The organism is Phocaeicola plebeius, assembly GCF_003437535.1.
Taxonomy (GTDB): Bacteria; Bacteroidota; Bacteroidia; order Bacteroidales; family Bacteroidaceae; genus Phocaeicola; species Phocaeicola plebeius_A.
Genome location: NZ_QSQT01000004.1, coordinates 144,176 through 165,539, shown reverse-complemented (window position 1 = coordinate 165,539; position 21,364 = coordinate 144,176). Strand labels below are relative to the sequence as shown.

General features: G+C 45.8%; 14 protein-coding genes. 1 reads left to right on the top strand and 13 read right to left on the bottom strand.

Annotated features, from left to right (window positions below):
* Window positions 1-173 precede the first annotated feature (173 nt).
* From nspC to DXD04_RS03590, 9 genes are all read right to left on the bottom strand, one after another.
* Window positions 174-1,340 (bottom strand): carboxynorspermidine decarboxylase, encoded by a 1,167-nt coding sequence (gene nspC / locus DXD04_RS03630; protein ID WP_229035315.1) that lies wholly within the window; start codon window positions 1,338-1,340, stop codon window positions 174-176.
* A gap of 12 nt (window positions 1,341-1,352) precedes the next feature.
* On the bottom strand, window positions 1,353-3,707 hold the full coding sequence (locus DXD04_RS03625; RefSeq protein ID WP_117670963.1) for an ATP-dependent helicase: 2,355 nt from the start codon (window positions 3,705-3,707) through the stop codon (window positions 1,353-1,355).
* 217 nt (window positions 3,708-3,924) lie between these two features.
* Window positions 3,925-5,289, bottom strand: a complete 1,365-nt coding sequence (locus DXD04_RS03620) for a PFL family protein (protein WP_117670961.1) — start codon at window positions 5,287-5,289, stop codon at window positions 3,925-3,927.
* 17 nt (window positions 5,290-5,306) lie between these two features.
* The gene (locus tag DXD04_RS03615) at window positions 5,307-5,579 is read right to left on the bottom strand and encodes an ACT domain-containing protein (RefSeq protein WP_117670981.1); all 273 of its coding nucleotides are present in this window, start codon (window positions 5,577-5,579) and stop codon (window positions 5,307-5,309) included.
* A 143-nt stretch (window positions 5,580-5,722) separates the two neighbouring features.
* Window positions 5,723-6,508 carry a nucleoside triphosphate pyrophosphohydrolase gene (mazG, locus tag DXD04_RS03610; protein WP_178269760.1) on the bottom strand — a complete coding sequence of 262 codons (786 nt, stop codon included), beginning with the start codon at window positions 6,506-6,508 and terminating at the stop codon, window positions 5,723-5,725.
* 52 nt (window positions 6,509-6,560) lie between these two features.
* Window positions 6,561-7,109 (bottom strand): hypothetical protein, encoded by a 549-nt coding sequence (locus DXD04_RS03605; protein WP_259296093.1) that lies wholly within the window; start codon window positions 7,107-7,109, stop codon window positions 6,561-6,563.
* Window positions 7,110-7,116: 7 nt separating this feature from the next.
* Window positions 7,117-9,396, bottom strand: coding sequence for a GH92 family glycosyl hydrolase (locus tag DXD04_RS03600; protein ID WP_259296094.1), 2,280 nt, complete (start codon window positions 9,394-9,396; stop codon window positions 7,117-7,119).
* Window positions 9,397-9,524: 128 nt separating this feature from the next.
* Window positions 9,525-11,198 (bottom strand): metallophosphoesterase family protein, encoded by a 1,674-nt coding sequence (locus DXD04_RS03595; protein WP_117670955.1) that lies wholly within the window; start codon window positions 11,196-11,198, stop codon window positions 9,525-9,527.
* A gap of 267 nt (window positions 11,199-11,465) precedes the next feature.
* The gene (locus tag DXD04_RS03590) at window positions 11,466-11,843 is read right to left on the bottom strand and encodes a NifB/NifX family molybdenum-iron cluster-binding protein (RefSeq protein ID WP_117670953.1); all 378 of its coding nucleotides are present in this window, start codon (window positions 11,841-11,843) and stop codon (window positions 11,466-11,468) included.
* A 171-nt stretch (window positions 11,844-12,014) separates the two neighbouring features.
* Here DXD04_RS03590 and DXD04_RS03585 point away from each other — a divergent pair, with 171 nt between their 5' ends.
* Complete coding sequence (locus tag DXD04_RS03585; RefSeq protein WP_117670951.1) at window positions 12,015-14,693, top strand: valine--tRNA ligase; 2,679 nt, start codon at window positions 12,015-12,017, stop codon at window positions 14,691-14,693.
* A gap of 638 nt (window positions 14,694-15,331) precedes the next feature.
* Here the strand turns inward: DXD04_RS03585 and DXD04_RS03580 are convergent.
* From DXD04_RS03580 to secA, 4 genes are all read right to left on the bottom strand, one after another.
* Complete coding sequence (locus tag DXD04_RS03580; RefSeq protein ID WP_117670949.1) at window positions 15,332-16,330, bottom strand: MBL fold metallo-hydrolase; 999 nt, start codon at window positions 16,328-16,330, stop codon at window positions 15,332-15,334.
* A gap of 11 nt (window positions 16,331-16,341) precedes the next feature.
* The gene (locus tag DXD04_RS03575; protein WP_022053855.1) at window positions 16,342-16,791 is read right to left on the bottom strand and encodes a hypothetical protein; all 450 of its coding nucleotides are present in this window, start codon (window positions 16,789-16,791) and stop codon (window positions 16,342-16,344) included.
* A gap of 59 nt (window positions 16,792-16,850) precedes the next feature.
* On the bottom strand, window positions 16,851-17,840 hold the full coding sequence (locus DXD04_RS03570) for a DUF6340 family protein (protein WP_117670947.1): 990 nt from the start codon (window positions 17,838-17,840) through the stop codon (window positions 16,851-16,853).
* Window positions 17,841-17,984: 144 nt separating this feature from the next.
* Window positions 17,985-21,281, bottom strand: coding sequence for a preprotein translocase subunit SecA (gene secA / locus DXD04_RS03565; protein ID WP_117670945.1), 3,297 nt, complete (start codon window positions 21,279-21,281; stop codon window positions 17,985-17,987).
* Window positions 21,282-21,364 lie beyond the last annotated feature (83 nt).

Sequence of the window (21,364 nt, the reverse complement as noted above, 5' to 3'; positions counted from 1 at the left end):
CAACTTTGTCAGGAATTAATCTTCAAACTGACAACTATTTTCAGTACACTTCAGTTTCAAACCAAACGTCCTTGTGTTTTAACTCAAACGCACTTGCGTTTGAATCAAAATGCTTAGGCGTTTTTTCACTAATGCCTAAGCGTTTTTCTAAAGGCTATTTTTTACTATACTTATTAGCACATCCGGTCGCGATAATCCTCGTAATGGAAGGTGCGATATACTTCCAGTTCTCCACCAGCATGGAGCAGGGCTATCGAAGGGTGATGAATGCCGTTGAACATATTTGTCTTGACCATCGTATAATGAATCATGTCTTCAAATACGATCCGCTCTCCTACCTGCAGTTCGTGGTCAAACTTCCAGCTGCCCATATAATCGCCACTCAGGCAACTGTTTCCTCCCAAGCGGTAGACATGGTCTTCCCGAGTCGCCGTTTTCACCGCCTCAGCCGGAAGAGATTCGGCATTACGCACCCGCGGCTGATAAGGCATCTCCAGACAGTCGGGCATGTGGCAGGTAAAGCTCACATCCAGAATGGCTGTCCGTATCCCCCGGCTTTCTACTACATCTACCACCGATGCCACCAGCGGACCAGTCTGCCAGGTGAAAGCCGAACCGGGTTCCAGAATAATCTGCAGATGCGGATAGCGTGATTTCAATCCCTGCAACAAGCGAATCAAATAGTCTACGTCATAATCGGCACGTGTCATCAGGTGACCTCCACCCAGATTCAACCATTTCAACTGAGGAAACCAGCGACTGAATTTTTCCTCGATATGCTGGAGCGTGCGTTCCAGCTCGTAGGAATTCGACTCACAATGACAATGACAGTGGAAACCTTCAATACCTTCGGGCAACTGCTCCGGAAGCAGGTCGGCCGTTACACCGAAACGTGTACCCGGCGCACAAGGGTTATAGAGCTCTACTTCCACCTCCGAATATTCGGGATTGACACGGATGCCGCATGACACATGCTCCGGATAAGCCTTTGCCATCGGATAAAAACGCTCAAACTGCGACAAGGAGTTGAATGTGATGTGACTGCTGTACTTCAGGAATGCAGGAAAGTTCTGCGCGGTATAGGCCGGCGAATAAGTATGCGCCTTGCTGCCGAACTCTTCGAAAGCCAACCGTGCTTCGTATTCCGAACTGGCCGTGGTGTAACGGATGTATTCCCGAAAAATAGGGAACGACTTCCACATGGCAAAGGCTTTAAATGCCAGAATAATTTCCACTCCCGCCGTATCGGCCACATGCTTAATCAGCGTCAGGTTCTTTCTCAATAAATCTTCTTCCATGACATAGCATGGAGAAGGTATCTTATCCCAGTCTTTTATCATTCTTTTTCTCTGTTATTTAGTGTTTGAATCAATTATCTTAAAACGGGCAAATTTCAGCAGCAACTGTTTCACGCCGGCGTGCTGGAACTGTACGGTGGCTTTGCAGTTGTCTCCGTTGCCTTCCACCCGAGTCACTTCCCCTTTGCCGAAGCGTTCATGCTCTATCCACATGCCGGCAGAAAGTCCCCCTGCCGACGGACCGGCCGGAGCTGCCGAAGGACTCGCATCAGGTATACGGCGAAGCGTACGAGGAGGTACAAAACGATGAGGTTCTTCCGGCATCGGTCCGCCATCAAACATAGACGGCCCCGTTTCGCGGGGTTCGCGTTCGTAAGATGCACGGCTGGCTTCTTTCCGGAAGCGGCTGGCCTTTTCTTCGATGCGCGTACCCATCAGTTCCTCCTGCGGCACCTGCAGGTAACGCACGTCAATATCTTTCAAGAAACGGCTTGGATTACAGAACTCCATCTTTCCGTATTTGAAACGGCTCTTGGCGTATGACAAATAGCAGTGGTCTTCAGCCCGTGTCACTGCCACATAAAACAGACGGCGCTCTTCCTCGAGTGCCCGATAGGAAGCAGATGACAGCGGACTCGGGAACAGATTTTCTTCCAGTCCCACCACAAACACATTCGGAAACTCCAGCCCCTTGGCGGAGTGAATGGTCATCAGTGTCACCTTCGGCTGTGCTTCTCCCTGCTCTTCATCCTGATCGGTCAGCAAGGCAATCTCTGAAAGATAATCCGACAAAAGCACATGTGGGCTTCCTTCTTCCTGACGGCCGTCGCAGAAATCGCGCATACCGTTCACCAGTTCCTCTATATTTTCCTGACGGCTCATGTTCTCCGGCGAACGGTCCTGATAAATCTCAGCCATGATTCCCGAACGTTTCACCAGTTCCATACCCAACGTATAGGCATCCTGCTCACGAGCCAAAGTAACGAATTCCGAAATCAGGTCGCGGAATCCCTGCAACTTGGTATAGGTTCCTTTATTCAGTTCCACTCCGTAGCTCAGCGGTTCGCAAAGCACTTTCCACAAACTCACCTCACAACGTCCGGCTGCTTCGGTCAACTTACCCAATGTGGTATTCCCAATTCCTCGTGCCGGATAGTTGATGACACGCTTGAAAGCCTCTTCATCGTGCGGATTCACCGCCAGGCGGAAATAGGCCACCACATCCTTCACTTCTTTCCGCTGATAAAACGAGAGTCCTCCATAAATACGGTAAGGTATGCTGCGCTTGCGCAATGCCTCCTCAAAAATACGGCTCTGTGCATTCGTACGGTAAAGGATGGCAAAATCATGATAGGCATATCCCGACTTGGCATGCAGCTGCGCAATCTTGTTGGTCACGATTTCTCCTTCTTCCACGTCGCTATAAGCTGCAAACACGCCGATAGGTTCCCCCTTGTCTTTCTCGGAGAACACCTCCTTCTGAATCTGGTCGCGGTTTTTCGCAATCAGGCTGTTCGCCGCATTCACGATGGTCTGCGTGGAGCGGTAATTCTGCTCCAACTTAAACAACCGTGCATCTTTGTATGTACGGGTAAAATTCAGGATATTATCAATGTTGGCTCCACGGAAAGAATAGATACTCTGGGCATCATCACCTACCACACACACAAACTGGTGTTTCTGCGTAAGCTGGAGTACGATGCTGTGCTGTGCAAAATTCGTATCCTGATACTCATCTACTAAGATGTAACGGAAACGCGCCGCATATTTATCACATATATCCGGACGAGTGCGGAACAACAAATAGGTGTACAGCAGCAGGTCGTCAAAGTCCATCGCGTCACTCTGCCGGCAGCGGTTCCAGTAACGCAGGTAGATTTCATGCAACAGAGGCACCTTCGCAGCCCGGTCAGCTTCTATGAGTTCGGCATTTGCCGCGTATGCCTCCGGCAACACCAGGTGATTCTTGGCATTGCTGATGCGGCCCTGCACCATCCCCGGCTTGTAAACCTTATCGTCCAGGTTCATTTCTTTTATGATAGTTTTCACCAGACTTTTGGAATCCGTCGCATCGTAAATTGTAAAATTAGGAGTAAAACCCAGCGCCTCAGCCTCGGCCCGCAATATCCGTGAAAAAATAGAATGGAAAGTCCCCATCCAAAGATAACGGGCACGTTCCTGCCCTACCTGACGGGCAATACGCTCCTTCATTTCACGAGCGGCCTTATTGGTAAAGGTCAAGGCCAGAATGGACCACGGCTCATAACCGTTGTCCAGCAAATAGGCTATCTTGTATGTCAGCACGCGGGTCTTTCCGGAACCGGCTCCGGCAATCACCAGCGAAGGACCTTCGTTGTACAATACCGCCTCGCGCTGACTTTCATTCAGTTCATTCAAATAGTCTGTCATACAGGTCAAAATAAATCCGCCACAAAGATAGCACAAATCCGTCAGTGTCCTAACACTTTTTTCGACTCTCCCCTTAAACAATTTTCCCCTTTGAGGTGTTATAGTAGTTGGTACAGTAAAACAATTACCATCGTATTAAGGTTATAAAGAAAGGGAGGCTTACCGACTGTCAAATCCGGCAAAGCCTCCCTCTTTTTTTATTTATGTATCCGTAAAATCAGTTCTTGAAACTGTGAATCGGAGCAGGAATTCGTCCACCACGGTTCACAAAAGCTTCACAGCTGAAACGGTTGACCGGCATTACCGGTGCATAGCCCAGCAATCCACCAAACTCTACCGTATCGCCCACTTCCTTTCCTACTACCGGAATGATTCTCACTGCCGTCGTTTTCTGGTTAACCATACCAATGGCCGATTCATCGGCAATCATTCCTGAAATGGTTGCTGCTGAAGTACTACCCGGAATGGCAATCATATCCAGCCCTACAGAGCATACACACGTCATGGCTTCCAGTTTTTCAATGGTCAAGGCCCCAGCCACAACCGCATCAATCATTCCCTGGTCTTCACTGACCGGAATAAACGCACCACTCAGTCCGCCCACGTAAGAAGAAGCCATTACACCACCCTTCTTCACCTGGTCGTTCAACAGGGCTAAGGCAGCCGTTGTTCCCGGTGCACCCGGATATTCCAATCCGATTTCCTGAAGAATCTCTGCCACACTGTCACCTACTGCCGGAGTTGGAGCCAACGAAAGGTCGATGATACCAAACGGCACATTCAAACGGCGAGAAGCTTCCTGTGCCACCAGCTGCCCCACACGCGTAATCTTGAACGCCGTGCGCTTGATGGTTTCACAAAGCACTTCAAAGCTTTTGCCACGAATCTGTTCCAGGGCATATTTCACCACACCCGGACCGCTGACACCCACGTTGATAACGGCATCCGGTTCTGAAACGCCATGGAAAGCACCGGCCATAAACGGATTGTCATCCGGAGCATTACAAAGCACCACCAATTTGGCACAACCTAATGAGTCACGTTCTTTCGTCATTTCCGCCGTTTCCTTAATGATTTCACCCATCAATTTCACTGCATCCATGTTGATGCCGGTCTTGGTAGAGCCTACATTTATTGAACTACAGATACGTTCCGTACAAGCCAAAGCCTTCGGAATAGAACGAATCAGTAACTCATCGCTACGGCTCATACCTTTCGACACAATAGCCGAATATCCTCCGATAAAGTTTACGCCCAATTCTCCTGCAGCCTTATCCAGCGTCTTGGCAATCAGCACGTAATCATCCGGAGTCTTACAAGCCGTTCCTCCCACCAATGCAATAGGCGTAATCGAGATACGCTTGTTTACGATAGGAATTCCAAATTCCTTGGAAATGTCCTCACCCGTCTGCACCAGATTCTTTGCCAGACCGGTAATCTTGTTATATATATTCTGACAAAGCACCTCCAGGTTACTGTCCGCACAATCCAGCAGGTTGATCCCCATGGTAATGGTACGCACATCCAGGTTCTCCTGTTCTATCATCTTGTTGGTTTCAAGAACCTCAGTTATATTAATCATACCGTTTCCCGTTTTTATTAGATACGATGCATTTTGTCAAAGATTTCTTCACGCTGGCATTTGATCTGTACCCCAATGCCTGAACCGATATTCGTCAGTTCGCTCACCACCTGTTCAAAAGGTTTTTCCAGCTTGGTCATATCCACAATCATCATCATTGTGAAATACTCCTGCACGATGGTCTGCGAAATATCCAGAATATTCACTTTATTTTCTGCCAGATAGGTACACACCTGAGCAATGATACCTACCGTATCCTTACCCACCACTGTAATAATAGCTTTGTTCACCATTGTTTCTAAAATAAATTGTTGTTTATGCCCCACAAAGGTAGACATTTCTTCCCATGTGTTACCTTTTCATGAGAATTATTTTCAAGAAAGTTGTGTTTCCACAAAAAACATGACACTTTGTAGGCGCTATCTCGATTTCTTTACAAGCCTTTTGCCTTTGCTTCGTTCCAGATGGCATCCATCTCTTCCAGCGACATATCCTTCAGATTCTTCCCCTCCTTAATGGTATGCGCTTCCAAGTAATTAAAACGACGGATAAACTTCTGGTTTGTTCGCTCCAGTGCATTGTCCGGATTGATTTTATACAAGCGGGCCGCATTAATCAGGCTGAACATTACATCACCAAATTCGGCCTCTGCCTTTTCTTTGTCCATATGACCGACCTCAGCTTCAAACTCGCCTATCTCTTCCTTTACCTTGCTCCATACTTGCTCACGCTCTTCCCAGTCAAACCCTACATTGCGGGCCTTTTCCTGAATGCGATACGCTTTAATCAATGAAGGAAGGGCATCGGGTACCCCGCTTAATACAGACTTGTTGCCGTCTTTTTCCTTCAACTTAATCTGCTCCCAGTTTTCAGAAACTTTTTCTGCCGTATCCGCCTTCACTTCGCCAAATACATGCGGATGGCGGAAAATCAGTTTGTCGCACAACTTGTCGCACACATCCTTGATGTCGAAATCGCCCGTTTCACTGCCAATCTTGGCATAGAATACCACGTGTAGCAATACGTCGCCTAATTCCTTGCAAATATTTTTCTTGTCGTCCTTCATCAGGGCATCACAGAGTTCATACACTTCTTCAATCGTGTTCGGACGCAAACTTTCATTAGTCTGTTTACGGTCCCACGGACATTTCACCCGTAACTCGTCCAGCACGTCGAGCAGGCGTCCGAACGCTTCCATCTTTTCTTCTCTTGTATGCATGATTTTCTATTTTTCTGTTTTACCCTGCAAAGGTACGACAAAAAAGCAAATCCTATTTCACTTCCACCTGCCAGTTTATTTCCAGCGGGTTGTTTTTCATACGCCACACCACGGGCAGAGACGGATTGTCCCATATCCACATCTCACCCCCTTCATGGCGGTCCACTACATGTAATAACGGACGTCCGGTATTCTTTTCCGATTCATCGGCTACCCGGTCATACATCGTCCGGTTAAACTCCATACTTCCCTTTTCTTTCAACTGCTGCAATGCATTCTGAGGTAACACATACGCTGTTTCCAAAGATGAGAGCGTCAAGTGATTTCCGTCCTCCGGTTGCAGGAAGCACAACTGTTTTCCGTTTTTCAAGGCCTCCGGTGTCATGGTGTAACTGCCCGACTGCCAGCGCAGGTTGCGTTCAATCCCCCAATTCATCTGTATATTCTCTCCTTGCTGACAGAAAACTACCTGATAACGGCGGGTCTGGCCATGCAACTTGAACACAAACTTCAATGTATCCGATACGGCAGTCTGTGCGGACAGCATGCCCGTGCACCACAGGCATGCCGTTAAAAATCCAAGTAAATATCTTTTTTTCATACGCATCTTATTTATCCAATCCCAGTTCCTTTCCCCAGTTTCCGGGTTTCTTTCCCATTTTCAATACCAGCTCACCTCCGGCCATTATATCCTTGTGACGCAAAACAGAATATGGATAGTCTTTTCCATTCAATGTCACACCCTGGATATAACAGTTTTTATCCGAAAGTCCTTTGGCCACTACCTTAAATTCCTTTCCTCCTTCCAGATGGAAAGTTGTAGACTCCAGTAGCGGTGTATGAATCAGGTAATAATCCTGTCCGGCATTCGGATACAAACCTATCATGTGGAAAGCCAGCCAGGAAGACATGGCACCTGAGTCATCATTACCCGGCAAACCTACCGGACCGTCGTTGTAGTTCTTTGCAATAATCTCACGGATACGGTCGCTTGAGCGCCAGGGTTTACCCAGCCAGTGATACAGACAAGGTGTCAGGAAAGACGGTTCGTTATTGACATTGAAGAAACCTTTGTCAAAGAAAATATCCAGTCGTTTCTCAAAATCGGCCGCCCCGCCACATTTCTCTATCAGCCCCGGCACATCGTGCGGAATGCTCAGCGAGTATTCCCAAGAGCTGGCCTCATAGAAAAACATGCCCCACCAGGGAGTGTACCACGGTCCTTCGAAGGTGACCGGTGTATATTTAAACTTCGGCTGCATGCGAGTAGAATGACCGAAAGGAATAGAGTCCAACCAGTTTCCTTCCTTGTCGCGCGGCATGATAAAGCCTTTCGCCCCTTCATGCTCATAATCACTACGCCACAAGTTTTTCCAGTTTTCCGACTGCTTCAAATAACGCTGATACAGGTCTTCTTTACCCAAGCCTTTAGCTACCAACGCAATGGCATAATCACAATAAGAATATTCTACCGTACGGTTACCTGCACGGTCAATACCATGAGGTATGTATCCTAACTCCAGATAAGGAATCAGTCCACCCCGGCCTTCTGCCTCTTCATTTCCACCGGGAGGTACCGTAGCATCCTTCAGCATGGCTTCCAATGCCAGTTCATAATCAATTCCTTTTAATCCTTTCACAAAGGCATCGGCAATCACAATCTCCGCATTCGAACCACCCTGCGTACGGCCGTTACTGTTACCGCTACGTGCATCGGGCATATAACCGTCACGTTTGTAAATGTTTACCAGCGAACGCACAATGTCAGCTTCCCGTTTCGGGTCAATCAAAGTTATCAACGGAGAAGAACTGCGATACGTATCCCAAATGGCATAAAAATCGTCATAATAAGGTTCCGGATCACTCCACAGCGGATTCTCGCCCGTACGGTCTACCGGCATCAGCATGGTATGATACAGTCCGGTATAGAACATGCGTTTCTTTGCAAGCGGAGTAGACGGATCGATTTCTATCTTTTGAAACAATTGCTCCCACTGTCCTAACAAATCCTGATGTACCTTTTCAAATGACCAGTGAGGAATTTCGGAATGTGCATTGAATTTTGCCTTCTGCATGCTCAAAAAAGAAATGCCCACTTTCAACTGCACCACTTTATCGTTCTTCGCAAAACGCAACAAGGCACCGGTCTTTTCTGCAGAGTCATACTGCGACTGTGCCTCCGTAATACGGTTACCTTTCCAGGTAAGTGACTGCACAAACGGGCGGTCTGTTTCCGCATAGAAATATACCGTATAAGCCTTTCCGTTGTTCCATCCGCCACGAATACGTGTATAGCCTGCTACTTCATGGTCGGAAAGTATCTGAATTTCAGAACCGACAAACTGCTGCGCCTCGCGTGCATCCGGCACCGGATTTTCTCCCAAGAAGAAACCCGCATCCACTGCCAGCGATTTCAAAGAATCTTCCGGATAAGTAAAACGATAGAAAGAAGCACGATTGGCAGTAGTGATTTCCGTACGAATGCCGTTCTGCTTAAACTGCGTGTCATAATATCCCAAACGAATGGTTTCATACTCACGGTAATCATAATGGTTGACCCAGTCCATTCCATCTCCAAATGGAGTGACCAGCACATTACCATACTTGGGACCTCCCCCCGTACCACTGACATGCACCTGAGCAAATCCATCCACCCGTTCCGGCATAGGCAACCATCCGCTATTGGGCGAAGGCGTACAGTCGGGCGAAGGCTTTACCATGCCATACGGGCACGACGGTCCGATAAATACACGTCCCAGTCCCTCGGAACCGATACGAGGGTCGACATAAGAAGAATACTCATAAGAATCTACGGAAGTTTGTCCTTCCACTGTTCCTACTCCAATGAACCCCAGTAGAAACAAGCATATTGATTTTGTGTTCCACATAAGTAATATAGTTTCAACAAAAGTTTAAGCAAACATTTAATTCTCATTTTAGGCAAAAGTAAGGAGAAACACCCAGCCTAAAGAGGAAAATAATGCAAACTAAGAGGGAAATAGTACACTTCACGGAGTTAATCGCCTGTGATTGCATCTTTTTCCAGGTCAATCACAAAATTCTGACAAGGTTCTCCATTCAGAAAAGCAAGGAAAAGCGTACCCAGCCCGTTCACAATCTCCACTTCTGCCGAACGAAGTGGAGAAATACGCGCACGGTCAAACAGATAACGATAAGCCGCCAAACGAGTTTCCGGAATATCTTTCAACGCCAGGCGTTCTGCATAACGCAGACGATATAAATCCAGAACCAAATCTTTCATACACCAGTCAGTCCAGTCAGCATCATCCGACTTATCTTCTCCCGACACGGCTTTTAGCATCCGGGCACCAGTAAAATCCAGGCAGGCCTGCCAAGATTCTGGAAGGTCGCGCGGTATGAATCGCAAGCGAACCAAATCACGAAACTGATAATCACAGAATTCTCCATACGTACGGGCAGAAAGAATTTCCTTATTCCATACAGGTGAATGTCCTCTCAAACTGTCCGACTGGTATTCCGCCCGATACAAAGGAAACAAGCTATCGAATCCTGGCACCGTGTCCAGCATCACCGTTTCTACCCGAAATACCTCATCGCTTTCAATGGTCAGAATCTTATAGGCCGGCACATAGGTTGCAATTGAAGGAACCTGTATATTATATAGGTGTTTCCCGTCTTTTCCTTCCCAGATACCAGTATCATTCACGTGCATGTGTCCGGCAAAATGCAAACGAAGTCCAACTTGCAGAAAAGCCTCACTCACTTCGGCCTCCGGCACACGGTGCAAATCGAAGCAGCGGTCTCCCCACATCCGACGTACAGATTCCGACACTCCGTCATTGAAATCGACCAACGGATAATGTGAAAATGCTACCAACGTCTTATGGCGTTTCCGTGCTTCTTCTACTACCTTCCGCACCCAAGGCAACAGGAACGGTTTGTGTTTCAGTACAAGATTATATCCGGCACTGGAACCTTGATAGGTCCACTTTCCATCCTTCATTTCTTTTGGAAGATAAACTCCCCCGTCAATAGCCAGCAGCCAGAGTCCGTCTACCGGTTCTACCAAGTAGCTGGCATCCGTAGCCGTCAGCGAATCGCACAATGTGTAGGTCCGCTTGCCCAATACACTTTCACGGCAAGCATCCTCGTAAGCATACTTGTCATACGTATAAGAAGTAAAAGGACTTTCCCAATAACAGTCGTCCTTCCGAGGGAAAAAGCCAAAATCGGCATAACATTCCATCTGTGACACATATCCGGCACACGAATCCTCACGCGTCACACGGCTTCCGTCAGCGGCTAAAAAATGTGTATTCTTTTTCACGAGCCCTAACGGAAGAGCCGGATCGTGATTACCCGTAGTCACAAAAAAACGCATTCCCTTCGCTGCAGCATACGAATTCAGCAGTTCCTTTATTTTTTGCTGATTGAAAAATTGCCCGTCATCCGTCAAATCGCCCGGCAACACTACCCAGCGTATATCTCTGCGAGCTACATCGTCAAGAGCAGCTAAAAATACATAATAATTTTCATTGAACAAGCGGGTGGACTGTACCTGTGCCTCCATAGAACGCACCCGTTCGGCATGGCCGTCCACATCCTGAATATGTGCATCTGAAATAAATGCAATCTGCGTTTGTGCACTGCCTTGCAAAATCATTCCCCACAGACAGATTGCAAGACATATTTTCATTATTTTATTCATAAAGAAGCAGTTGATAATCTCTTGCAAATATAAAGATTTTACAAGAAAGAATGCACGTTACCCGCTTTCTTCAACACAGTATTTTCATCTTTTATACGCCCATAAAATGTTTTTAAAGTCACTATACACTTTCTATGTTTCCCTGCGCAAAACCTTATGTTTTCCGGACGGGAAACGTATAGCTCCGCCACGAGAAACGTACGGTTTGCGTAAGGAAAACATAAAACACTGTGCTCCATTTCCCTTTATATATAAAGGAGATACTCTTTAATGGTTAGGGCATTGATGTTCTCCGCCCTCATGATGATGATCGCAGCCTACGCCAGAATCCTGTATCTTTCCAGCCAGATAGGCCTCAGCCACCTCCATCACAGAGCCATGGCATCCTCTGATTACTTCTATGCCACAAGCTGAAAGTTTTGCCAGCGCACCTGCGCCCATATTTCCGGCCAGCATTACAGTCACCCCGTCTGCCTGCAATTTGGAAGCAATGTCCGACTTACATCCACAGCATTGTGGAGAAGGAAGCACTTGTGTGCGTACAATGCGGTTTTCTTCATCGACAGTGAAAATGGTGTAAAACTCACAATGACCGAAATGATCGTCTATCAGACCGTTTCTTGTAGGTAAAGCTATCTTTTTCATACGCGCATTATTTGATAATTTATTGGCGCAAAGGTAAAGAAAAAATACCTGTACTTACACTATCGGGCCAGAACAAATGAAGTTTTCGGGCAAAGCCCCCTAAAATCCAAGTAGTTTTATTATTTTTGCAGCCGATTATACGATAAACATAATAATAAAGATATTATAACCATGGAATTAGCAAGTAAGTACAATCCCGCTGACGTGGAGGGAAAATGGTACCAGTATTGGCTGGACCACAAACTTTTCAGTTCTAAACCCGACGGACGTGAACCTTACACCGTCGTCATTCCTCCCCCTAACGTGACGGGAGTGCTCCACATGGGACACATGCTGAACAATACCATCCAGGATATTCTTGTAAGACGTGCCCGCATGATGGGAAAGAATGCGTGCTGGGTACCGGGTACAGACCATGCATCCATCGCTACTGAAGCAAAGGTGGTAAACCGTCTGGCTCAACAAGGCATCAAGAAAACAGACCTTACGCGTGAAGAGTTCTTGAAACATGCATGGGCGTGGACAGAAGAACACGGAGGCATCATTCTGAAGCAGCTCCGCAAACTGGGCGCATCATGCGACTGGGACCGTACGGCTTTCACCATGGACGAAACCCGTAGCAAGAGCGTAATCAAGGTATTCGTGGACCTTTATAACAAGGGGCTGATTTACCGTGGCGTACGTATGGTAAACTGGGACCCGAAAGCACTGACTGCCCTGTCTGACGAAGAAGTAATCTACAAAGAAGAGCATAGCAAACTGTATTACCTGCGTTATTACGTAGCTGATGACGACATGAGCGGTGAAACCGGAGCTGAAGGTGAAATCGTACACCGCGACGCACAGGGTCGCCGTTATGCCGTAGTAGCTACAACTCGTCCGGAAACCATCATGGGTGATACAGCTATGTGCATCAACCCGGCAGACCCGAAGAACCAGTGGCTGAAAGGTAAGAAAGTTATCGTTCCGCTGGTAGGACGTGTGATTCCGGTTATTGAAGACAGCTATGTAGACATTGAATTCGGTACTGGTTGTTTGAAAGTTACTCCGGCACACGACGTGAACGACTACATGCTGGGAGAAAAATACAACCTTCCTTCTATTGATATTTTCAATGACAACGGTACACTGAGTGAAGCTGCAGGACTGTATGTAGGTATGGATCGTTTCGACGTACGTGCGCAGATTGAAAAAGACCTGGATGCAGCAGGATTGCTGGAAAAGGTAGAAGCTTATACAAATAAGGTAGGTTTCTCTGAACGTACCAACGTAGCCATCGAACCGAAACTGTCTATGCAGTGGTTCCTCAAGATGCAGCATTTCGCTGATATGGCATTGCCGCCGGTAATGAACGACGAGTTGAAGTTCTACCCTGCCAAATATAAGAATACATACCGCAACTGGCTGGAAAACATTAAAGACTGGTGTATCAGCCGTCAGCTGTGGTGGGGACACCGTATTCCGGCTTACTACTTGCCGAAAGGTGGTTTCGTAGTAGCTGAAACTCCGGAACAGGCATTGGAACTGGCTAAGGAAAAAACCGGAGATGCAAACCTGAAGATGGAAGATTTGCGTCAGGAGGATGACTGTCTCGACACCTGGTTCTCTTCATGGTTGTGGCCGATTTCATTGTTCGACGGTATCAATAACCCGAGCAACGAAGAAATCAAGTACTACTACCCGACTGCCGACCTGGTAACCGGACCGGACATCATTTTCTTCTGGGTAGCACGTATGATTATGGCTGGCTACGAATACATGGGCGACATGCCGTTCCGCAACGTATACTTCACCGGTATCGTACGCGACAAGATTGGCCGTAAGATGTCAAAATCACTCGGTAACTCACCCGACCCGCTGGAACTGATTGAACAGTTCGGTGCCGACGGAGTGCGTATGGGTATGATGCTGGCTGCTCCTGCCGGAAACGATATTCTCTTCGATGAAGCACTTTGCGAACAAGGACGTAACTTCAACAACAAGATATGGAATGCCTTCCGTCTGGTAAAAGGCTGGCAGGTAGCCGACATCAAACAGCCGGAATACGCCAAACTGGCCACTGAATGGTTTGACTCTATGCTGGCTAAGACCGCAGAAGAAGTAAACGACCTCTTCGGTAAATACCGTCTGAGCGAAGCATTGATGGCTGTGTATAAGTTGTTCTGGGATGAATTCTCAAGCTGGTACCTGGAAATGGTGAAACCTGCATACGGACAGCCTATCGACAAGGTAACCTACGAAAAGACATTAGCATTCTTTGAAACCTTGCTGAAACTGCTCCATCCGTTCATGCCGTTCATCACAGAAGAGTTGTGGCAGCACATTTACGACCGTCAGCCGGGCGAAAGCATCATGACACAGACACTCGTAAAAGACATGCCTTACAACGAAACACTGATTGCACAGTTTGAAGCTGTGAAAGAAGTAATCAGTGGCATCCGTACCATCCGCCTGCAGAAGAACATTGCACAGAAAGAAGCTTTGGCACTTGAAGTAACTGGAGAAAATCCGGTAGCCGGCTTTGGTTCTGTAATTGCCAAACTCTGCAACTTGTCAGAAATCAAGCAGGTAGAAACCAAGTCGGAAGGAGCTGCTGCCTTCATGGTGGGTACTACAGAATATGCCGTACCATTGGGTAACCTGATTAACGTAGAAGAAGAGCTGAAGAAACTGGAAGCTGACCTGAAATATCAGGAAGGATTCTTGCAAAGCGTAATGAAAAAGCTGAGCAACGAAAAGTTTGTCAGCAAGGCTCCGGCCAATGTCATTGAAATGGAACGCAAGAAACAGGCTGATGCCGAAACAAAAATTGCGGCATTGAAAGAAAGCATTGCGGCATTGAAGCGTTAAGTTTTTAGCCGAGAAATATTTATTCACAAGGGCTGTCACATGACACTGTGGCAGCCCTTATTTTATACCAAAGAAGACAAATTGTCAGATACTACTGACAAGGGGACAAGGCCTATTGTCAGCTTATCCTCATACATTGATTTATGTCAATAAAAAGAGGAAAAAATAAAATTATATGCTTTAAAACATGTTTTTCAAAAAAAAGGCATTACCTTTGCAGTGTAATAAAACGAACGAAGGAACCTGAAAGGGTTCTGGAGGAAAGGATAAAAAGATTAAGGATAACAACAATAGGTAACAAAGATTTGAAAGGTCCTCTGCGAAGAGCACCTCGAAAAACAATAACTAAACTAGAGATTAAGATACAATAGGTACTAACAAAAAGCAAATGAAAGGATAACAGTTATGAAAAAGGTAACAAAGATTTTCAAGAAGATTGCAAATGCAGATCCTATGATCTGGGGGTACGTCATGTTGAGTGAAAACGCTCACACGAAGTAACCCGCTGCCGATGACCGGCGGATTTATTATAATTCGAAAACAAAACAATTGACAATAGAAAGTCCGGAAATCTATTTTCTGACAACATGCAGAAGATGAGATTTCCGGACTTTTTTATTTTTTTGACGATATAATCTCTATCGAATCGGCTGCAACTTGATAATTTCTCCTAACTCAGGAATAATGACCGGCATACCGCGCTTCTTGGCTTCTGCCGCAAACACATGAGGAGGATCGAACAAGGGTTCATCTGAAAGGTCAAAAGTGCCATAATGCATCGGAATTGTAACCTTTGCATGCAAATCGGCCGAAGCAGTTAATGCATCATATGGAGATATATGATTCGGCTTCATAAACCAGCGAGGTTTGTAAGCTCCGATTCCTACCATGCAATAATCTATGTGAAAGAAAAATCCGGCTATTTCTTCAAAATGCCGGGCATATCCGGTATCTCCACTATTGTAAATGGTAATCCCATCTCCCTGAATCATAAAGGAACCCCACAAGCGCTCTCCTCCATCGCTCACACCACGCTTGCTCCAGTGCTGTGCAGGTAAAAAAGTCAAGCGGAAATCACCGTCGACATACTGTTCATACCATGCGGCCTCTATCACTTTCAGATTAGGAAACCAGCTTTTAATCAAAGCCCCCGTGTTCAAACCACAAAAAAGTTTAAGTTGAGGATTGTCTGCTACCAGACGTGCCACACTCGGTTTATCCAGATGGTCAAAATGATCATGACTAATAAGCAGATAATCTATCTGACGAAAGATAGACGGATCGGCAGGAAATTGACTTCGGCGTTTGACAAACGGAATGCTTCCATATACAGGATCAATCATCAAACGCTTTCCACCCAGTTGAAGAAAAAAAGAGTTATGCCCCAGCCAAATCAATGAATTACCCACCACTTTCTCCAAGGAAGTGAGATAATGTACTTTGGGATTCCACTTGATTGTACGCTTTTCTTTCCGCTGAGGATTAGGAGAGAAACGCCATTTCAGGACACTCCCTACACCTGGCTTCCAACGATGCTGACGGTTAAAAAACTTACCATTCACCGTCGGATTCCCTCTCCAATGAGGATGTATGCTTCGCAACCCCTCATTGCGGCGGAATGTGATTCGCTCTCCCATTCTATCGGAATTTAACGTTCCAGCAAATCCTTCAAAAAGGCATCCAGTTCTTCATCCAGCCCTTTTAGCAGCTCATCATTCAGTAGCAAGGTATCATCTTCGTCCACAAGAAGCAATTCGGCTACCGTTTCTTTGTCTTCGTCTACCAGTACAAAAGAGTAAGGCTTCATCAGACAAAGCTTCTCCAGTTTTCCGCTCTCTTTCAGCGCCTCAACCTCAGCACGAAGAATCGGTTCTACTACAGTATAGAAGTCATCACTCTCATATTCTACCCACTCATTGATAATCGTACGCGACAATTCCTGATCGTCATCGTCGAAAATAATCAGCTCACCACTTTCTGAGTTGGGTTGCAAATGAATATCTGTAACGACCGTTTCATCTCCTTCTGATGTATACCGGCAAAGGGCTGTTTTCAGAGCCGAGACTATTGAAGCACGTGATTGTTCACTCATTTTCATAGGCTATATTCTTTTTATGTACTCAAATGTACAAAAAAAATGAATCGAACAAGATATTATTAATTGAATTTGTTGCCAAAACGCGCCATTTGGAGGTTCAGCAACTGAAAATCCTTAGCCCGCTCCTGTAAAATTGTAGAATAAAAGAGAGCAGCACGTTCTTCTTCCGAACCTTTAGCAGCACAGCTTTTTGACTTCTCAATCCAGTCAACAGCTTCGCTCATCATTCCCTGTACCTCACAAGCCAAAGCCATATTGAAGGCGGCACGCGATTTTAACTTTCCCTTCTTCAATGAGTCGTATAAGTTCTTCCACAAGCGACCGGCTTCCTGCCAGTCTCCTTCACGCAACGAAACAGCCGCATCACGCATATCCGGATTTCCTCCATCAAAATAAATGCGATCCACACTCTTCCAATGAGGCACCAGTTGATTTACGAGTGTAAAACCTGTGTGCTGAGAGGCTTCGTTCACCACGTCATGATCAGACAATGTGGGATTCAAATCCCACAACAAGCTATCTACCTTGCTGATAGTCACGACTGGCATTACCCGAGAAGGAATATATGCACGCAGCACAGGACGCATTTTCAAATCAAAAGCAGCAAAAGGAACCATCAAGCCCGGATAATAAATCTCTTTCTTACCAGTCAGCAATTGGATTCTGTCTACGGAAAGAATCATGTCTACTCCAAGTACCTGAGCCAGGCTGTCTACTACCGGTTGAGGAAGAATTTCTCCTTCTGTCAGCTCCTGTGTAATCGCTGAATCAGAAATAACTACCTGCTGAAAATAACGACTATCCGCCAGGCCTCCGGCCAGAGTTTCTGACAACACTTTTCCATCTCCATCTAATTTTCCCAATGTCAGCAAATTCTTTTTAGGGGAAGGAATGGCAGGCGCATGATTTACTACTGCCACCGTGCGGACTTGTTCTGGAAAAGTGACTTCTGCAGGATATAACTGATCAAATGTAAAAGACTGAAGTCCTCCGCATGAAACCAGCATGGTAGCTGCAAAAAGGATTCCGGCCACGATGTATTTCTTCATAATTCACTACTTTTTTGTTCGCAAACAAAAATAATAAATAAAAAAGACACGGATTCCATCGTTTTCACAGATTATTCTAAATTAAGAAATAAAAATCTGCAAACGGTGAAAACCGTGTCTCAAATATCTCAATCAAATGCCTAATCAAGCATTCTTACCGTGACAGTTCTTATATTTCAATCCGCTGCCACAAGGACATGGGTCATTGCGACCGACTGTCTTTTCTGCGCGATAAGGCTCTTGCTTCTGTTCACGAGTATCGCGACCTGCAGCTTCACGCTGATCTGGGTCAGTCAAATCCTGCTTTTCTTCACGATACTGCTGACGAGGAGCCTGAGGTTCAGGAGCTGCTTCACGCACCTGTTCCGGTTCCTGTACCGGTATCTGACCACGCATCAATACAGAAATGGTATTATTATTTATCTTGTTGACCATGTTATCAAACAGATTCACAGATTCCAGTTTGAAAATCAACAGCGGATCTTTCTGCTCATAGCTTGCGTTCTGTACAGAATGTTTCAGTTCATCCAGTTCACGCAAGTTTTCTTTCCATGCATCGTCAATTGTATGCAACAAGATAGCTTTTTCGAACGACTTCACAATTTCTTTTGATTCGCTTTCGTATGCAGCTTTCAAATTTACTGAAATGTTGTACATACGCTTGCCATCGGTAATAGGTATCATGATATTCTCATACATGTGTCCCTGAGCCTCATATACCTGCTTGATAACCGGATTAGCAATCTGAGCCATACGTTCAGTCTTATGTTTGAACAATGCCATAGCTTCCTGAAAAGTCTGCTCTGCCAGATCGTCTTTCTTCTTGGAACGGAAATCTTCTTCAGTAAACGGAGCTTCCATAGCCAGTACCTGAAGAATTTCCATCTTGGCATCATCATAAGTCGGCTGCTGTACGGCATTGTAACAACGTTCCCAAATCATATCCACAATATCCATTCCGATACGTTCTCCCATAAGTGCATGACGACGTTTGGTGTAAACCACTGTACGCTGCTTGTTCATCACGTCATCGTATTCCAACAGACGTTTACGGATACCGAAGTTGTTTTCTTCCACCTTCTTCTGCGCACGTTCAATGGAGTTAGAAATCATCTTGTGCTCAATCATTTCTCCCTCCTTGAATCCTAACTTATCCATCACAGTAGCAATACGGTCGGATGAGAACAGACGCATCAAATCGTCTTCCAACGATACGAAGAATACAGAAGAACCCGGGTCTCCCTGACGTCCGGCACGACCACGCAACTGACGGTCTACACGACGTGATTCGTGACGTTCTGTACCAATAATGGCCAAACCACCGGCAGCTTTCACTTCTGCGCTCAGCTTAATATCGGTACCACGACCAGCCATGTTCGTAGCAATAGTTACCGTAGAACTCTGACCTGCTTTCGCTACAATTTCAGCTTCCTTCTGGTGTAACTTTGCATTCAATACATTATGTTCGATCTTACGCAAGGTAAGCATCTTGCTCAACATTTCTGAAATTTCTACTGAAGTAGTACCTACCAGCACCGGACGACCAGCCTGTACCATCTTCTCAATTTCTTCGATTACAGCTTTATATTTCTCACGTTTCGTTTTATAAACGCGGTCGTTCATATCGATACGGGCAATCGGACGATTTGTCGGAATCACCACTACATCCAGCTTATAGATATCCCAGAACTCTCCAGCTTCTGTTTCTGCAGTACCGGTCATACCTGACAACTTATGGTACATACGGAAGTAGTTCTGTAAGGTGATAGTTGCAAAGGTCTGTGTAGCAGCTTCTACCTTCACACCTTCCTTGGCTTCTACAGCCTGGTGCAAACCATCGCTCCAACGACGGCCATCCATGATACGTCCTGTCTGTTCGTCGACAATCTTTACCTGACCATCCATAACCACATAGTCCGTATCTTTTTCGAACATGGTGTATGCCTTCAACAGCTGATTAATGGTGTGTACGCGTTCTGCTTTAATGGCGTAATTGGTCATCAACTCATCTTTCTTAGCCAGACGTTCTTCATCAGACAGCCCTTTCTGATTTTCAAGTTCAGACAACTGAGCTGCAATATCAGGAAGTACGAACAAGGTAGGATCCTGTGAGTTACCGGTAATCAGGTCTACTCCTTTATCTGTCAAATCTACGCTCTTCAGTTTTTCATCAATCACAAAATACAAAGGTTCTACCGCTTCCGGCATACGCTTGTTATTCTGTTCCATATAGATTTCTTCCGTCTTCAGCATACCAGCCTTGATACCCGGTTCGCTCAGGAACTTAATCAACGGTTTGTTTTTAGGCAATGCTTTGTGGCTACGGAAAAGAGCAAGGAAACCAGCTTCCTGATCTTCCTTCTTATCTGAAGCAATCAAACGTTTGGCATCGGCCAGATACTGGGTAGCCAGTTTACGCTGTGCTTCTACCAGACGTTCTACCAACGGACGAAGTACTTCAAATAATTGCTGGTCGCCTTTAGGCACCGGACCAGAAATAATCAACGGAGTACGTGCATCATCAATCAATACAGAGTCCACCTCATCGACAATGGCATAATTATGCTTACGCTGTACCAAATCCTTCGGAGAAACGGCCATATTATCACGCAAATAATCGAAACCGAATTCATTGTTGGTACCAAAAGTAATATCTGCCATATACGCACGACGACGAGCTTCAGAGTTAGGCTGATGCTTGTCAATACAATCTACACTCAGTCCATGGAACATATAGAGCGGGCCCATCCACTCAGAGTCACGCTTTGCCAAATAATCGTTGACAGTTACTACGTGTACGCCATTACCAGTTAAAGCATTCAGGAACACCGGAAGTGTTGCTACCAAGGTTTTACCTTCACCGGTTGCCATTTCCGCAATCTTACCTTGATGCAATACCACGCCACCAAACAACTGCACATCGTAATGTACCATGTTCCAGGTCATTTCGTTTCCACCCGCATTCCAATGATTCTTCCAAATAGCCTTGTCACCTTCAATACGAACAAAGTCACGTCCCTGTGCAGCAAGTTCACGATCAAAATCGCTGGCAGTTACTTCCAATTCTTCATTTTCTGACAAACGGCGAGCCGTATCTTTTACAATAGAAAAAGCAGTCGGTAACACTTCACTAAGTGCTTTCTCGTATTTTTCCAGGACTTCTTTCTCCAACTTATCAATTTGAGAGAAAATAGCCTCACGTTTTTCAAGGTCAGTAGATTCAATCGTAGCTTTCAGCTCTTCAATCTTTTTATTTTCCTCTGCGGCTGAATCCTTGATAAACTTCTTCAGTTCTTCTGTTTTCGCACGTAGTTCATCGTTCGTCAACTTGGAAATTTCCGGATAAACGGCTTTTACCTTTTCTACCCACGGCTGAATTTCCTTCATGTCACGAGACGCCTTGTTTCCGAACAGCTTGCTTATAAATTCATTAAATCCCATTGTATATTTCTTTTTTATTATTTACTAATTAATTTTTTATTCATCCTACCGCTACAAAGATAGGTAAATTGTGAATTATTCGC

Bases quoted from the DNA above. Each gene is read 5' to 3' on its own strand.
- nspC (WP_229035315.1), bottom strand. From the start codon at position 1,340: ATGATAAAAGACTGGGATAAGATACCTTCTCCATGCTATGTCATGGAA.
- DXD04_RS03580 (WP_117670949.1), bottom strand. From the start codon at position 16,330: ATGGGAGAGCGAATCACATTCCGCCGCAATGAGGGGTTGCGAAGCATA.
- DXD04_RS03585 (WP_117670951.1), top strand. From the start codon at position 12,015: ATGGAATTAGCAAGTAAGTACAATCCCGCTGACGTGGAGGGAAAATGG.
- secA (WP_117670945.1), bottom strand. From the start codon at position 21,281: ATGGGATTTAATGAATTTATAAGCAAGCTGTTCGGAAACAAGGCGTCT.
- DXD04_RS03570 (WP_117670947.1), bottom strand. From the start codon at position 17,840: ATGAAGAAATACATCGTGGCCGGAATCCTTTTTGCAGCTACCATGCTG.
- DXD04_RS03620 (WP_117670961.1), bottom strand. From the start codon at position 5,289: ATGATTAATATAACTGAGGTTCTTGAAACCAACAAGATGATAGAACAG.
- DXD04_RS03625 (WP_117670963.1), bottom strand. From the start codon at position 3,707: ATGACAGACTATTTGAATGAACTGAATGAAAGTCAGCGCGAGGCGGTA.
- mazG (WP_178269760.1), bottom strand. From the start codon at position 6,508: ATGCATACAAGAGAAGAAAAGATGGAAGCGTTCGGACGCCTGCTCGAC.
- DXD04_RS03605 (WP_259296093.1), bottom strand. From the start codon at position 7,109: ATGAAAAAAAGATATTTACTTGGATTTTTAACGGCATGCCTGTGGTGC.
- DXD04_RS03575 (WP_022053855.1), bottom strand. From the start codon at position 16,791: ATGAAAATGAGTGAACAATCACGTGCTTCAATAGTCTCGGCTCTGAAA.
- DXD04_RS03590 (WP_117670953.1), bottom strand. From the start codon at position 11,843: ATGAAAAAGATAGCTTTACCTACAAGAAACGGTCTGATAGACGATCAT.
- DXD04_RS03600 (WP_259296094.1), bottom strand. From the start codon at position 9,396: ATGTGGAACACAAAATCAATATGCTTGTTTCTACTGGGGTTCATTGGA.
- DXD04_RS03595 (WP_117670955.1), bottom strand. From the start codon at position 11,198: ATGAATAAAATAATGAAAATATGTCTTGCAATCTGTCTGTGGGGAATG.